Consider the following 12,212-nt stretch of genomic DNA (forward strand, 5'->3'; position numbering starts at 1 on the left):
TCTTCACAAATAAGGCATGATTATCGGGTGTCAATGCACCAAAGGTATGATTTTTATTTCAAAGGAACAAATCCTATATTACAAGACATGCTGAAAAAAGGGAAGTCAATTGAGTTATTCTGATTTTTCTTGTAGCCAATGGCGGTAAAAACAAGAAACGGGAATAAATACTACAATGGGGGAGATTATCCCCCCACCTTAGACTCCTCCATGTAGCTCGCTGCAGCCACCTCACTCTCGTCAGCCGCTTCCAATATGAATTCAAATATTGTCGGATGGTAGGAAGACAATAGTTTCGCATATACTCCGGGCGTGTAATCCCTACGCTCAAGAAATACCTTGAATGCTCCAGTATCGGTATTATAGAGCTTGAATTTCGGCCTTGCATTTTCCGTTCCCAAAACACCGCCTATCAGATTTAATTTGTATGAAGGAGCTGCTGTTACCCCTTCAGACCTATATATTGAAAGGAAATATAGGGCAACCGGTCCTCCTCCGTATGACTGTACACTAAATAGAATTCCATCGGAGAAAGAAGATGTGTCCTTTCTCTCAAACAACAATATGGAGGATGTCATGGATACCCGCTTTTCTTGTCGCATGTCCCTGGAAGGTTTCAGACCGTTTTTTACCTCTGTTGCAATGGGTAGTTTCCCTCTGATTAACTCAACTACATTGGAATCTGTTATGTTAACTTTCTCTATCATATTCCTTGTACTTTTGAGGGTCAAAGGATATGACGGAAATAAGCAATAAACAGCAATGAGCACAATAAAAGTAAAAGTTACTGAGCAATTTATATCGAGAACGAGTAAGGAAGACAGGGGAATAACCCCTGCTAATAATTAGTTATCTGCATGACATTTATATATGCTTCTGTACTTCTCCCATTTTTTACATATACATTGCCATTTGACGTTTTTTTATTCAATATGATTTTGCCCCCAGCGGTAAAATCAGTTGAAATGCTATTTCCATCGCTCAACAGTATATTGGATGATACTCCGGCACCCACCATGATTAGAGCTGCCGCACCAGAATCGCTATTTCTTATCAGATATGCCCCATAATAAGCAGTACCCAAATCATATTCCTCCCCCGGTTGCAATGTCAGTCTCCAGGTAGGGAACATCTCATTCCTGATATTCTTTATATTGAGCTGCCTTGTGATGGCATTTATCACGCTTGTGTCTGTAATATCAATCTTTTCCATCATACCTTTGTACTTTTGAGGGTCAAAGGATATGACGGAAAAAAGATTGTTATGAGCTCTACTGTCAATCAAGTAAATGATATGGACTTCCAGTTCGTCCATTCCCCGTTAAAATTGCTGCTCCTGGCTTTTAAAGTATTTCCCAATAAATCGGATTTTAGTTGAAACCTACACTGACTATAGTTAATGCAAAAAAACATACCAGAAATACCAGAACCATCTCCAGTTGAATTATAGCCAAAGCCTGAACCAATATCATCCAGAGAACCTTCTAAAATACCATAATTCTTAAATGGAAGCAAGTTGAAAAAATCATTTTTCTTAATTTTCAACGGAACACTACTTTCTTCTCCATAGAAAAAATCTGCATTGGTCTTTACAGATAAGCTATTCAAGGCTTGACTTATGTTTACCTTCTCTATCATATCCCTTGTACTTTTGAGGGTCAAAGGATAGGGTAGGAAAATGGATACTCCAAAAGTCTCTTATGTTTTGGTATTATTTATTAACGTCCAATCTTTCAAAACCTCTCCATTGCTACGAATGGTTTTAATATATATTCTTGCAGAGTTGGTAATATATAAATGGGCTGTGTATTGAAACCCTCTTAGCGCTAATAAAATTCCAGTGCCCATATTATTTAAATTATCAGTAGATGAATATACACCGGCACTGATTTTACTATCGTATTCTTCATTTAATATATTCTTACCTTGTTCAAATCCATTAGCTTGCATAAGTCCCTTGTTTGCTTCTGTTGCAGCAGGCAGTTTTTCTCTGATTAACTCAACCACATTGGCATCTGTTATATTAACCTTTTCTATCATATCCCTTGTACTTTTGAGGGTCATTAGAATACCCTTTTTGGTTAGGCTGTTGAATAAGACTACCTTCACCGCAAAAATGGTTTACGCATATATTCGTGTGTCGACAGACAAACAGACAGTCGAGAACCAAAGGTTCGAAGTCCAAAAATTTGCGACGGAAAAAGGACTTGTAATAGATAAATGGGTGTCCGAGAAGGTTTCCGGCACCAAAATTGCTAATGATAGGAAATTAGGTCCGCTTCTCAAGAGGATGAAGAAAGGCGACACTCTAATCATAACAGAAATCAGCCGATTAGGAAGAAACCTGATGGGTATTATGTCAATGCTTCACCTCTGTATGATTAAGGAGACTTGCGTTCTTACTGTCAAGGAACGTTACGAATTAGGTAATAATATCAACAGTAAGGTATTGGCATTCGCTTTCGGTTTATCCGCTGAAATTGAACGTGACCTTATCAGTCAGCGAACCAAGGAGGCCCTTGCTTACAGAAAAGCTGCAGGAATACGACTTGGTCGAAAAAAGGGGGATAAAAACACGCATTACAAGCTGACTGGAAAGGAAAATCTTATCCGAACTATGCTTGACTATGGTTATAGTAAAGCCGCTATTTGCCGGAAGTTGAAGTGCAATCCTAAAACTCTTGATGACCATTTGCGAAGAATGGAGTTAGTATAACTTATGCGGACAAAATCCTTTTTGCTTCAAAGATAGGGTAGATAAGCAGTTCTTGTTACATTGTATTAGGAATAGTTTGTACTTTACATTACTTTTGTTGCCGCTGTATAATTTATAGTAGAAGATTATGGCCCCAAAAAATGTATATGAGTTAGCCCAGGAAAGACTGGACGTGATTTTTAAAGAGTTCGACAATATATACATTTCCTTTTCAGGTGGAAAGGATAGTGGAGTGTTACTGAACCTATGTCTGGACTATATGCATAGGAACCGGCTGAAACGCAAAATTGGAGTGTTCCACATGGACTATGAGATACAGTACCGCATGACCATTGACTATGTGGACCGGGTATTGGAGGCAAACAAGGACATGCTGGACGTGTACCGTGTCTGCGTACCTTTCCGTGTAACGACTTGTACCTCCATGTACCAGAACTACTGGCGTCCCTGGGACGAAGCAAAAAAGGAGGTGTGGGTCAGAAAAATGCCGGAGGGCGCAATGACTGTAGACGATTTCCCTTTCTATAACCGCAGGATGTGGGACTATGAATTTCAGTTGGAATTCTCTCGTTGGCTCCATCAACGGAAAGCCGCACGACGTACCTGCTGTCTGGTGGGTATACGTACCCAGGAAAGCTACAACCGTTGGCGCACAATCTATCGGGGGGTGAAAGAGCAATATAAGGATTACCAATGGAGCACGAAAATCGGCGAAGATGTGTATAATCTATACCCGCTGTTCGACTGGAAAACGGAGGATATATGGATTGCCAACGGCAAATTCCGATGGGATTACAATAAACTATACGACCTCTACTACCAAGCCGGGGTAAGCCTTGACCGGCAACGAGTGGCAAGTCCTTTCATCAGTGAGGCCATCGAGAGCCTTGCCTTGTATAAAGTCATTGACCCCAACACTTGGGGACGGATGATAGGACGTGTAAACGGAGTCGGCTTTGCCGGACTTTACGGCAATACCCGTGCGGCAGGAAGGAGAGCGATACGTCTGCCGGATGGATATACCTGGAAGTCATTCATGGAATTCCTGCTTTCGACCCTGCCGGAACATACCAGGAGAAGATACCAGTCCAAGCTGGAAACCAGTATCAAATTCTGGAAGGAAAAGGGTGGAGTTCTCAGTGATGAAGTCATACAAAAGTTGAAAAACCGCAACATCCCCATCCAGGTGGGTGACAGCACCAACTATAGGACAGACAAGAAACCGGTACGGATGGATTATTTGGACGATATAGACATTGAGGAGTTCAAGGAGATTCCTACTTACAAACGGATGTGTATATGTATTTTGCGCAATGACCATATCTGCAAGTACATGGGATTTGCCTTGACTAAAGAGGAAAGTAATCTGAAGAACAATGCCATGAAAAAATACAAGGATATTTTATAAATGATGTTTAAAATACAAATTCAAAACCAATTGTAATTATTTTATTTGTAAAAGGTAGGGGAAAGTAAGAAAAAAAGCCCCCGGCCTGTTAAATAGTCGTCTCACTTACTATATAACCAAAAACGCTCAGAGCGCACGACCGGGGGGCAGATGCCTTCGTTCGCGCTCTGAGCGTTTATATTTTGGGGTGACGTATGACACGCCTAATAAGTGAGACGTTGCAAAAGTACAAAAATGATTGGATATGACATTATTTGAAGCACTTAAATTTAACAGAGAACCGCTTGAAATGCTTATAAGTTTGGGCGGCAAGCAGGATGACCTTCGATTCATAGACTTATATACAGAGTATGAGGTCATGAAAAAACAAGGTGAAAAGACCACTTATGCAGTGGCGTTTTTGGCAAATAAATATTCGGTAAGCGAACGCAAGGTGTATGATGTTATCAAACGGTTTGGAAAGCACTGCACGCTCGGTGCAGTGTGATTGATGTGCCGGGGATGCCTTGTGTTGTCCGGTAGAGCTACCTTTGTACAACCAAAAATAAAGCTCATGAATAAGTATTACCAGACATTAGACAAGATACTCCAAACGGGCAAAATCCAGACCAATAGGAAAGGCCGTATCAAGTATCTATTAAACGAAAGGCTCATGCTGACCCCCGCTGATTTACTTGACATATTTGAAAGCCACGGGATAGCCAGGAAAAAGCTGAAAGAGGAATTGAAACTGTTTATGCAAGGAGTCCGGGATGTGGAAAAATACAAAGAGGCAGGGATTACCTGGTGGGATTATTGCGGCCATACCCTTGTAAACAGCTATCCAACTTACTTTGAAAAGCTTCCACCCCTCATAACCAGGATTAACCAGGAAAAGCGCAACAGCAAGAATTATGTCCTGTTTCTTGGAGAAACCGGGGTGGAAAGCAACCAGGCACCCTGCCTGAGTCTTGTGCAGTTCCAAATTGATGAGGGAGAACTGGTGCTATCTGCATATCAGCGTAGTTCTGATGCGAACCTTGGGCTTCCGGCTGATATTTATCATCTTTATCTGATGGCAAGGCAGGTGGAGCTTCCCCTGAAGTCCATAACCCTTGACCTTGGAAATGTGCATATATATGAAAATAACATTGATCGGACTCTGGAACTGTTATCCGGAGTTGAAAACATTAAATTTGACTTGAACGTATGAAGAATATGAATTTATCTGCACCACTGCCATTTGTAGGCCAAAAAAGAATGTTTGCTAAAGAGTTTATTAAAGTTTTGGAGCAGTTCCCTGAAGATACCGTGTTTGTGGACTTGTTTGGCGGTTCCGGACTTCTTTCGCATATAGCCAAAAGAAGCAAGCCCGATGCAACTGTTGTCTACAATGACTTCGACAACTACCGGTTCAGACTGAAAAATATCCCACAGACAAATAAACTGCTTGCCGATATTAGGGAGCTGGTGGGTAATTCGGTACCCAAACATAAACCAATTAAAGGGGAGCTTAGAGATCGCATTTTTAAACGTATCGAGGAAGAAGAACTAAATGTTGGGTACGTGGATTTTATAACCTTATCATCCTCACTTATGTTCTCCATGAAGTATAAATTGTCTGTAGCCGAAATGCGCAAGGAAGTCCTTTATAACAACATTCGCAAGACCGGTTATCCAGAATCTTCTGACTATTTAAAAGGGCTTGAAATTGTATCATGCGACTACAAAGCAGTATTCAACCAATATAAGGATGTTCCCGGAGTCGTCTTTTTAATTGATCCGCCTTATCTTTCCACTGATGTTGGTACGTACAATATGTATTGGCGCTTGTCTGATTATTTGGATGTTTTAAAGATACTCGAAAAGTATTCCTTCGTTTATTTCACATCCAATAAATCCTCCATACTTGAACTGTGTGAATGGATTGGAGCAAACAGAACCATTGGCAATCCTTTTGAGGGTTGTACAAAAAAGGAATTCAATGCCCACATGAATTATTCTGCCGAATATACAGACATGATGCTGTATAAGAAACAGGAAAAATTAGTTCATAAAACAGCTGCTTAGTACTGAACAAAGATACAATTTTTCAAGCAGAAGGCCAAACTTTTGAGCCTTATTTTAATGCCGTTATAAAGCCATTTTTATGAAATTATAAAGCCGAAACAGAAGTCATTACAAACCTTTTGTTTCGGCTTTTTGAGTGTTGCGTGCTTTCCTTTTTTTGAACGCTTCGTTTTGTCCCTTTTCCTGAAAATCGAACGCTTCGTTTCGGATTCTGCGGAAATTTGAATTTGCGGATTATACAGAATGACAATCCAGACGGAGGTATTACCATTGATTGTGATAATGAATATTTTCAAATTGGTGGAGGCACTTTGTGGGACGGGAAGACATTGAACAAACTCTATAAGGAAACATACACGCCTTGGGAGTGGTTGCCCAAATTGCAGAAAGTTGCCCATGATTTGGATATGGAGTTCTTTTCAGCACCATCAGATTTGGAAGGAGTTGATTTTCTGGAAAAGATGAACGTTCCTGCTTATAAAGTTGCAAGTTTCGAGATTACAGATACAGCTCTTGTTCGCAGAATGGCCTCAAAAGGCAGGCCTATTCTTATTTCTACAGGAATTGCCGAGATGACTGACATACAAGAAGCCATTGATATTTGCCGTAGCGAGGGTAATAATCAGATTGCTCTTCTGAAGTGTACATCTTCTTATCCCACTCCTTTAGAAGAAGCTAATGTTTTGACAATTCCCGATATGACCAAGCGCTTTAAAGTTGTGGCGGGCCTTTCAGACCACTCTATGGGACACTCTGTTGCTGTTGCCGCTGTGGCATTAGGAGCAAAGATTGTGGAAAAGCACTTCATTTTAAGTAGGGCAATGGGAGGCCCTGATGCTGCTTTCTCAATGGAGCCGGATGAGTTCAAGACGATGGTAGATGAAATCCGTAATACAGAAAAGGCTTTAGGCACTGTACAATATGAACTAAACGAACATGCACGGTTCAATAGAGGTTTCGCTCGTTCTTTGTTTATTGTTGAGGATGTGAAAGCCGGCGAAACGCTTACGGCTAATAACTTACGCTCTATTCGGCCAGGGCAAGGATTGCATCCGCGATATTTGGATGAACTTCTAGGTAGAACTGTCAATCGTGATGTCAAACGTGGTACTCCAATGAAAATGGAGTACGTTCAGTAATATATTTATGTCTCTATTTACAAATAAACGTATCATGGTTGTTGCCGCCCATCCCGATGATGAACTGCTGGGCCTAGGCGCTACCATGCACAAACTAGTCAAGACACAAGGAGTACAGACCCGGGTCATCATTTTGGGAGAGGGGATTACTTCACGCTCAGATACCCGTGACACGGAACAGTGGAAGGAAGTCTTGGAAAGGCATCATCAGAATGTGGAGACGGCGCGGCAGTTGATAGGCTATCACAGCGTGCAGGCATATAATTTTTCCGACAACCGTTTTGACAGCCATGCACTGCTTGATATCGTAAAGGTAGTGGAGCATGAGAAGGAACAGTTTCGTCCGGACTTTATCTTTACCCACCATGGTGGCGACCTTAATATTGACCATCAGATGACTTTTCAAGCAGTGATGACTGCCACACGCCCTATGGAGGACGAACCGGTGAAGGCTATTTTTACATTCGAGACCCCATCAGCCAGTGAGTGGCAGGCTACTTGCGACCCACGCCATTTCACAGCCAATTTCTATATGGAGATTTCGGAGGATGATTTGAAAGCAAAATGTGCTGCCATGGCGGCCTATGAGTTTGAGAGCCGTGCTTTTCCGCATCCGCGCTCTTCGGAGGCATTGAAGGCCCTTGCCCGGTTTCGCGGCTATACCGTAGGCAAACACTTGGCCGAGGCATTTCAGATAGTGCGGATGATAGAATGAAGAAGGGAGCCTTTTAGAGCCCCCTATACTCCCTTTCCGCATCGAAGCACGGACACGCTTTCGTCGGATTCAAGTCATGGTGCCCCACAATCAGCGCCTGTGGAAAGATACGCTTCAACTCACGTAGCAGTGCCAGTAACGAAGCCTTCTGTTCCAATGTACGGGTATCGGCAGGAAAACTTGCAGCATCCAGTCCTCCTTCATAACAGATGCCGATAGAATGGCGGTTGTGATTGAGGCAATGCGCACCTATTTTTTCCAACGGGCGGCCGCGGTGTATTTCGCCGTTGCGGGTCAGATAGAAATGATAGCCGATGTCACGGAAGCCGCGGTGGTGGATGTGGTCGCGGCGGCAATCCTCAAAGCCCAGGGCCACGCCTTGAGGCGTGGCTGAGCAATGAATAATGAGCAGGGTAATCGTACGCATGGCTATTTGCAAGCGCCCAGACCTAAAGCTCCCGCTATGGCGGTAGCTACGGTGATGATTACTTTGAGGACAATGCCCCATACGGATTTTGACTTTTTGTCTTCACTCATGATGATTGGTAATTGATAATTAGTAATTTGTAATTATTCTCATCCTAACGGATTCTCGCCCTGATTGCCGTCACTTCCTCCGGAACCGCCGTCGGAACCACTGCCATCGGGAGCTTTTCCACCTACGGTGTACAGGGAAGATTCTTTCAGCTGTCCATCCAGGTTGATTTGGGCATTACTCAGTTCGCCGGTGGCACGGGCGCGGAGCTTCAGCCCCTTCACGTTGTTGGCCAGCGAGAAGTCGGCAGCGGATTGCGCCCCTTTCTTGCTGACGATTCCTACGGAGAAGATGGCAAGGTCATCCAGTTTCACGTTCTTGCCGTCCAGAATCAATTCTTTGGTGCAGGAAACCATGTCTGCCAGTACTCCCTTGATGACACCACTCGAATAGGGGGTGTTGTGATTGGACATGTGCTTGGCCAATTTTTCGATGTCGAAGGTTTCTTCGATTACGGGGCGTGCATACCAGAGGCCTTTCAGTGGGCTGTCTTCGCCCGTCACTTGATACTTTTTGTAACGAATCATACAATTAAAATTTAGAAGTTAAAGGATAAAAACATTTGCTGTGTTGAACTCAACGATGCAAAGATAAGGCTGTGGATACGGGCGTTTGTCGGTTTTTGCAGGTTCTCGTCTGTTTGGGTCTGTTTTAGTCGGTTATTTACGCTTGTAAGTTTGATAATGTCATGATTTATAGTTACTTTTGATGAAATATAAATCGTAACTGTCAACTATGGATTCTTTTGTCATACGTACATACGGGCGTACCGAATTGGCCCAAATCTATTGTCCCAATCTTTGTCCGGAGGCTGCCTTCCGCAAACTGAAACACTGGATAGACCTTTGTCCCGATTTGCGTGACGGACTTTCCGCTTTGGGCGGTTCTTCCCGTTCCCGCTCTTATACGCCTGCCCAAGTGCGGCTGATAGTGGCTGCACTTGGAGAGCCTTAAACCTGAGGTTGGATGGCGTAAAGGTCAGGTTGGTACACTTGGTACAGAGGTTCATCCATCCTTTCGTCTCACACACATACGCGTGCGTGAAGCGAAGTGAATGTCAGACTTTGGGTTTCCGGTAGTTTCCCTTGCCATCTACATTTTCCACCAGCCCGTGTTTCTGCATACGTTTGAGCCAGGTGGAGGCGGTTTCCGATTTGATGCCCATCTCTCCGGCTTTCTGCAGGAAAGAGGCCCGTGTGAATTCTTCTTCCATGCTGTCTACCAGCGCATCCCGGTCGGCATTGCCGCGGCTTGTCACTTCGGTGTTGGGCAGGAAGGAGAGGATATGGGTGGTATGCCGGTAAAGGCTTTCGGCCAGTGAGAGTACGGCATGAAAGTCAGCGGAAGCAATGAGGAGATTCCATCGGCTGACAATGTGGTCTTTCAGATTGTCTGTGGCTGTGTGAGGGTCGGGCGACACGTAAGGCGAGGCGGTGATTTCCCCTTGTTCCATTGCGCGGAGCATGGCCACCACTTCCATGATGCGGCAGATGTTGATGGCCAGACGTGCCACGCTGCTTGACATCTCGTTTCCGTTGGCTAGTCCGGAGCGTACGAAAAGCCGGGAGAAGAGCCGGTTGAATTCATCTTTCTGTCCGTCCGTAAGGTGAAGGGTGAATATTCCGTTCATGACAATGGTTTTCAGTTTGTCCTTCCATTCCATGCCCAGAGCCTTGAAGGTATCTTCAAGATCGCTGTCATTGCGGTCGAACTGGTTTTGCCAATGATGTATGGCAGGCATGTAGTAGAATACCTGGCGAGAAAAGAGCCCGTTCTCAGCAGTGGGAATCAGTGGTTTCACTTGTGAGGGGGTGCCTGACAGAAGTACGGAAAGATAAGTTTTCTTTACCTCTCGGTATTCGTGGTCGGTGCGCCGGTTGTAGGACAGTCGGTCGTGGTCGAAGGCTTTGCGCATGGTGTCGCTCCAGTGTCCGTATTCCGAACCGATGGCGGTGGAGATGGTGTCGGCTTCGCTTTCGCATATCAGTCCGGTACCGTCGGAGTCCATCAGGTTTTGCAGGATGCCGGTTCCGGTGTTGTTGCCCGAGATGAGGAACATCTTGTTGAGAGGCATTACGGGAGTCTCCGTTTTTCCACGTTCCTTGCCCAGTGTGTCGTATTTTGCTTTTTCGCGGCGGTAACATGCCATGCTTTCGTCTACCTGCCCACGTATTTCATCGTGAATGGGCTCGGCAAGCAGGCGTACCAAGGAGAGCACTCCTTTGCCGGATGCAGGTAGGGCTACTACAAAGGTTTGCAGGCAGGGGGACATCATTTTTCCTCCGTAGGAACATCGGACGTGTTTTCCCATACTGGCACCCAATACGGTGATGGCACCCAGTAGCAGTACATCGTATTGGGCGAGGGAGGTTCCGCAGCTCATGATGCGATTCAGGGGATAAGGCCAGTGGAGGTGTTCGTCGAAAGTGGGTAATGGAGACAGTGGTTCAATGCCCGATGCGGACTCTTCCTCGCGTGCGCGTGTGTGTGAGGTAGAAGAGAGGGGTGAACTTTGTGTACCAAGTGTACCAATGGCGGGTGCGGCTTCATGCTGAATCTTCACGCCGCAAAGCTCGGCCAGATGAAAGGCGGTTCCTAGATGCACGTCGTTACGGCCGGTCTTCAGGGCATTGCTGAAGAGTTTGTCGGCTGCCCGTTGGTCGTACTTGGACGACAGGCTGCACAGACTTAAAAAATCATGCCGTCCTGCTTCTCCGCAGTCGGTGGCAATGGCAAATGCCAGTTGTATATATTCTTGATAGGTTGGAGCAATGTCTGCTCCTGCATTTCTGACTGCTTTGGCCAGAAGGTGCAATGAAGATAGTGGTTCCATCGGATTTGGTAATTTATAATTAGTAATTTGTAGTCGGTGATTTGCAATGACTCATCATTCGAAATTCACAACTTCTCTGAGCAGTGCCTTCGGGTCATGGCAGAGGAAACAGGCACGTACGAGGTCTTTCCCCGAAGTGTCCACTCCTTTTCCGGGTTGTGTGTTTTCGGTGTCATACATGCAGTGGACGTAGTTCATGGCCCATTGTATTCCTTCTGCAGGATTCTGTCCGTGAAGACAGGGAACAAACGCTTTTACGCCCCGTCCGGTGGGGCTGATGAACACCAGCGCAGGGCATAGATAGGGGGCATCGAATAGTTGTTGCCGTAAGTTTTCCGTTTCTTCTGCGGATTCAAGGTGGTCGATATCGACTACAACCAGGCCGGAGGATTCCGTGAGGCAGTCGCTTCGTCGTCGGGTGAATACGCCGCAGGGAGTGACGTAGGGTAGTGTCTGTTGTTTGAGGAATCGTGCGGTAGTTTCGTCTCCTTGTGCTGCGGCATTTCTTATGGCGAGTGTCAGTTCGGCAAGTCTCTGGTCGGAGGTGATAAGACGGTGTACTTCGTCAATGCTCATTGTCCTGAATGGGGTGAGTGTGGCACTTTTTACGGTTTTTCCGGTGTTTTCGTCTTTTATCGGTGATATGGGCGGCATGAAAAGTGACATTTTGAATAGATTTTCCATTTTGTTGTTTTAAAGATTTTGTGCGAAGTTAGGGCTCTTTTCTCATTAAATATTTTCTGTATATGGAAAATATTTTAAATGTGAGAAACCTAAAATAACGTTTAATAACATGTACTTTTTTAATTCTGATAAC

Annotated in this window: 17 protein-coding genes; 8 read left to right on the forward strand and 9 right to left on the reverse strand. The window is 44.6% G+C overall.

Annotation, left to right across the window (positions count from 1 at the left end):
* Window positions 1-185: 185 nt before the first annotated feature.
* From EYA81_RS17455 to EYA81_RS17470, 4 genes are all read right to left on the reverse strand, one after another.
* The gene (locus tag EYA81_RS17455; protein ID WP_117945646.1) at window positions 186-707 is read right to left on the reverse strand and encodes a hypothetical protein; all 522 of its coding nucleotides are present in this window, start codon (window positions 705-707) and stop codon (window positions 186-188) included.
* 131 nt (window positions 708-838) lie between these two features.
* Window positions 839-1,216 (reverse strand): hypothetical protein, encoded by a 378-nt coding sequence (locus tag EYA81_RS17460; protein WP_131226209.1) that lies wholly within the window; start codon window positions 1,214-1,216, stop codon window positions 839-841.
* A 65-nt stretch (window positions 1,217-1,281) separates the two neighbouring features.
* Window positions 1,282-1,638, reverse strand: a complete 357-nt coding sequence (locus EYA81_RS17465) for a hypothetical protein (protein WP_131226211.1) — start codon at window positions 1,636-1,638, stop codon at window positions 1,282-1,284.
* A 60-nt stretch (window positions 1,639-1,698) separates the two neighbouring features.
* Window positions 1,699-2,040, reverse strand: a complete 342-nt coding sequence (locus EYA81_RS17470) for a hypothetical protein (RefSeq protein ID WP_117866132.1) — start codon at window positions 2,038-2,040, stop codon at window positions 1,699-1,701.
* Between the two features lie 76 nt (window positions 2,041-2,116).
* Here EYA81_RS17470 and EYA81_RS17475 point away from each other — a divergent pair, with 76 nt between their 5' ends.
* From EYA81_RS17475 to EYA81_RS17505, 7 genes are all read left to right on the forward strand, one after another.
* Window positions 2,117-2,716, forward strand: coding sequence for a master DNA invertase Mpi family serine-type recombinase (locus EYA81_RS17475; protein WP_131226444.1), 600 nt, complete (start codon window positions 2,117-2,119; stop codon window positions 2,714-2,716).
* 127 nt (window positions 2,717-2,843) lie between these two features.
* Window positions 2,844-4,124, forward strand: a complete 1,281-nt coding sequence (locus EYA81_RS17480; protein WP_131226213.1) for a DUF3440 domain-containing protein — start codon at window positions 2,844-2,846, stop codon at window positions 4,122-4,124.
* A 244-nt stretch (window positions 4,125-4,368) separates the two neighbouring features.
* Entirely contained in the window at window positions 4,369-4,611 is a 243-nt protein-coding gene (locus EYA81_RS17485; protein ID WP_007562467.1) for a hypothetical protein, read from the forward strand.
* A 66-nt stretch (window positions 4,612-4,677) separates the two neighbouring features.
* Entirely contained in the window at window positions 4,678-5,316 is a 639-nt protein-coding gene (locus EYA81_RS17490) for a thymidylate synthase (protein ID WP_131226214.1), read from the forward strand.
* Window positions 5,313-6,173 (forward strand): DNA adenine methylase, encoded by an 861-nt coding sequence (locus EYA81_RS17495; RefSeq protein WP_131226216.1) that lies wholly within the window; start codon window positions 5,313-5,315, stop codon window positions 6,171-6,173. Before EYA81_RS17490 ends, EYA81_RS17495 begins: the two co-directional genes overlap by 4 nt.
* Window positions 6,174-6,394: 221 nt before the next feature.
* Entirely contained in the window at window positions 6,395-7,312 is a 918-nt protein-coding gene (gene pseI / locus EYA81_RS17500; RefSeq protein ID WP_242672391.1) for a pseudaminic acid synthase, read from the forward strand.
* 7 nt (window positions 7,313-7,319) lie between these two features.
* Window positions 7,320-8,027: a PIG-L deacetylase family protein gene (locus EYA81_RS17505; RefSeq protein WP_035457975.1), complete on the forward strand. Its 708-nt coding sequence runs from the start codon at window positions 7,320-7,322 to the stop codon at window positions 8,025-8,027.
* Window positions 8,028-8,040: 13 nt separating this feature from the next.
* On the opposite strand, the gene EYA81_RS17510 is transcribed toward EYA81_RS17505, so the two are convergent.
* From EYA81_RS17510 to EYA81_RS17515, 3 genes are read right to left on the reverse strand one after another with little or no spacing between them, the layout of a single operon-like run.
* Window positions 8,041-8,454, reverse strand: a complete 414-nt coding sequence (locus EYA81_RS17510) for an N-acetylmuramoyl-L-alanine amidase (RefSeq protein ID WP_131226217.1) — start codon at window positions 8,452-8,454, stop codon at window positions 8,041-8,043.
* A 2-nt stretch (window positions 8,455-8,456) separates the two neighbouring features.
* The gene (locus EYA81_RS19965) at window positions 8,457-8,564 is read right to left on the reverse strand and encodes a smalltalk protein (RefSeq protein WP_005829485.1); all 108 of its coding nucleotides are present in this window, start codon (window positions 8,562-8,564) and stop codon (window positions 8,457-8,459) included.
* Window positions 8,565-8,603: 39 nt separating this feature from the next.
* The gene (locus tag EYA81_RS17515; protein WP_005829481.1) at window positions 8,604-9,089 is read right to left on the reverse strand and encodes a DNA-binding protein; all 486 of its coding nucleotides are present in this window, start codon (window positions 9,087-9,089) and stop codon (window positions 8,604-8,606) included.
* A 208-nt stretch (window positions 9,090-9,297) separates the two neighbouring features.
* Here EYA81_RS17515 and EYA81_RS17520 point away from each other — a divergent pair, with 208 nt between their 5' ends.
* On the forward strand, window positions 9,298-9,516 hold the full coding sequence (locus EYA81_RS17520) for a DUF4248 domain-containing protein (protein ID WP_005829478.1): 219 nt from the start codon (window positions 9,298-9,300) through the stop codon (window positions 9,514-9,516).
* Window positions 9,517-9,619: 103 nt separating this feature from the next.
* Here EYA81_RS17520 and EYA81_RS17525 read toward each other — a convergent pair whose 3' ends face one another.
* Both EYA81_RS17525 and EYA81_RS17530 read right to left on the reverse strand, forming a co-directional pair.
* Window positions 9,620-11,395, reverse strand: a complete 1,776-nt coding sequence (locus EYA81_RS17525) for a DUF3987 domain-containing protein (protein ID WP_131226219.1) — start codon at window positions 11,393-11,395, stop codon at window positions 9,620-9,622.
* A gap of 54 nt (window positions 11,396-11,449) precedes the next feature.
* Window positions 11,450-12,079, reverse strand: a complete 630-nt coding sequence (locus tag EYA81_RS17530; RefSeq protein ID WP_207389416.1) for a BT4734/BF3469 family protein — start codon at window positions 12,077-12,079, stop codon at window positions 11,450-11,452.
* Window positions 12,080-12,212: the final 133 nt, after the last annotated feature.

This window comes from Bacteroides sp. A1C1 (genome assembly GCF_004328515.1).
Classification (GTDB): Bacteria; Bacteroidota; Bacteroidia; order Bacteroidales; family Bacteroidaceae; genus Bacteroides; species Bacteroides uniformis.

Bases quoted from the DNA above. Each gene is read 5' to 3' on its own strand.
- EYA81_RS17465 (WP_131226211.1), bottom strand. From the start codon at position 1,638: ATGATAGAGAAGGTAAACATAAGTCAAGCCTTGAATAGCTTATCTGTA.
- EYA81_RS17520 (WP_005829478.1), top strand. From the start codon at position 9,298: ATGGATTCTTTTGTCATACGTACATACGGGCGTACCGAATTGGCCCAA.
- EYA81_RS17480 (WP_131226213.1), top strand. From the start codon at position 2,844: ATGGCCCCAAAAAATGTATATGAGTTAGCCCAGGAAAGACTGGACGTG.
- EYA81_RS17495 (WP_131226216.1), top strand. From the start codon at position 5,313: ATGAAGAATATGAATTTATCTGCACCACTGCCATTTGTAGGCCAAAAA.
- EYA81_RS19965 (WP_005829485.1), bottom strand. From the start codon at position 8,564: ATGAGTGAAGACAAAAAGTCAAAATCCGTATGGGGCATTGTCCTCAAA.
- EYA81_RS17455 (WP_117945646.1), bottom strand. From the start codon at position 707: ATGATAGAGAAAGTTAACATAACAGATTCCAATGTAGTTGAGTTAATC.
- EYA81_RS17515 (WP_005829481.1), bottom strand. From the start codon at position 9,089: ATGATTCGTTACAAAAAGTATCAAGTGACGGGCGAAGACAGCCCACTG.
- EYA81_RS17490 (WP_131226214.1), top strand. From the start codon at position 4,678: ATGAATAAGTATTACCAGACATTAGACAAGATACTCCAAACGGGCAAA.
- EYA81_RS17525 (WP_131226219.1), bottom strand. From the start codon at position 11,395: ATGGAACCACTATCTTCATTGCACCTTCTGGCCAAAGCAGTCAGAAAT.
- EYA81_RS17475 (WP_131226444.1), top strand. From the start codon at position 2,117: ATGGTTTACGCATATATTCGTGTGTCGACAGACAAACAGACAGTCGAG.
- EYA81_RS17470 (WP_117866132.1), bottom strand. From the start codon at position 2,040: ATGATAGAAAAGGTTAATATAACAGATGCCAATGTGGTTGAGTTAATC.
- EYA81_RS17505 (WP_035457975.1), top strand. From the start codon at position 7,320: ATGTCTCTATTTACAAATAAACGTATCATGGTTGTTGCCGCCCATCCC.
- EYA81_RS17530 (WP_207389416.1), bottom strand. From the start codon at position 12,079: ATGGAAAATCTATTCAAAATGTCACTTTTCATGCCGCCCATATCACCG.
- EYA81_RS17485 (WP_007562467.1), top strand. From the start codon at position 4,369: ATGACATTATTTGAAGCACTTAAATTTAACAGAGAACCGCTTGAAATG.
- EYA81_RS17460 (WP_131226209.1), bottom strand. From the start codon at position 1,216: ATGATGGAAAAGATTGATATTACAGACACAAGCGTGATAAATGCCATC.
- EYA81_RS17510 (WP_131226217.1), bottom strand. From the start codon at position 8,454: ATGCGTACGATTACCCTGCTCATTATTCATTGCTCAGCCACGCCTCAA.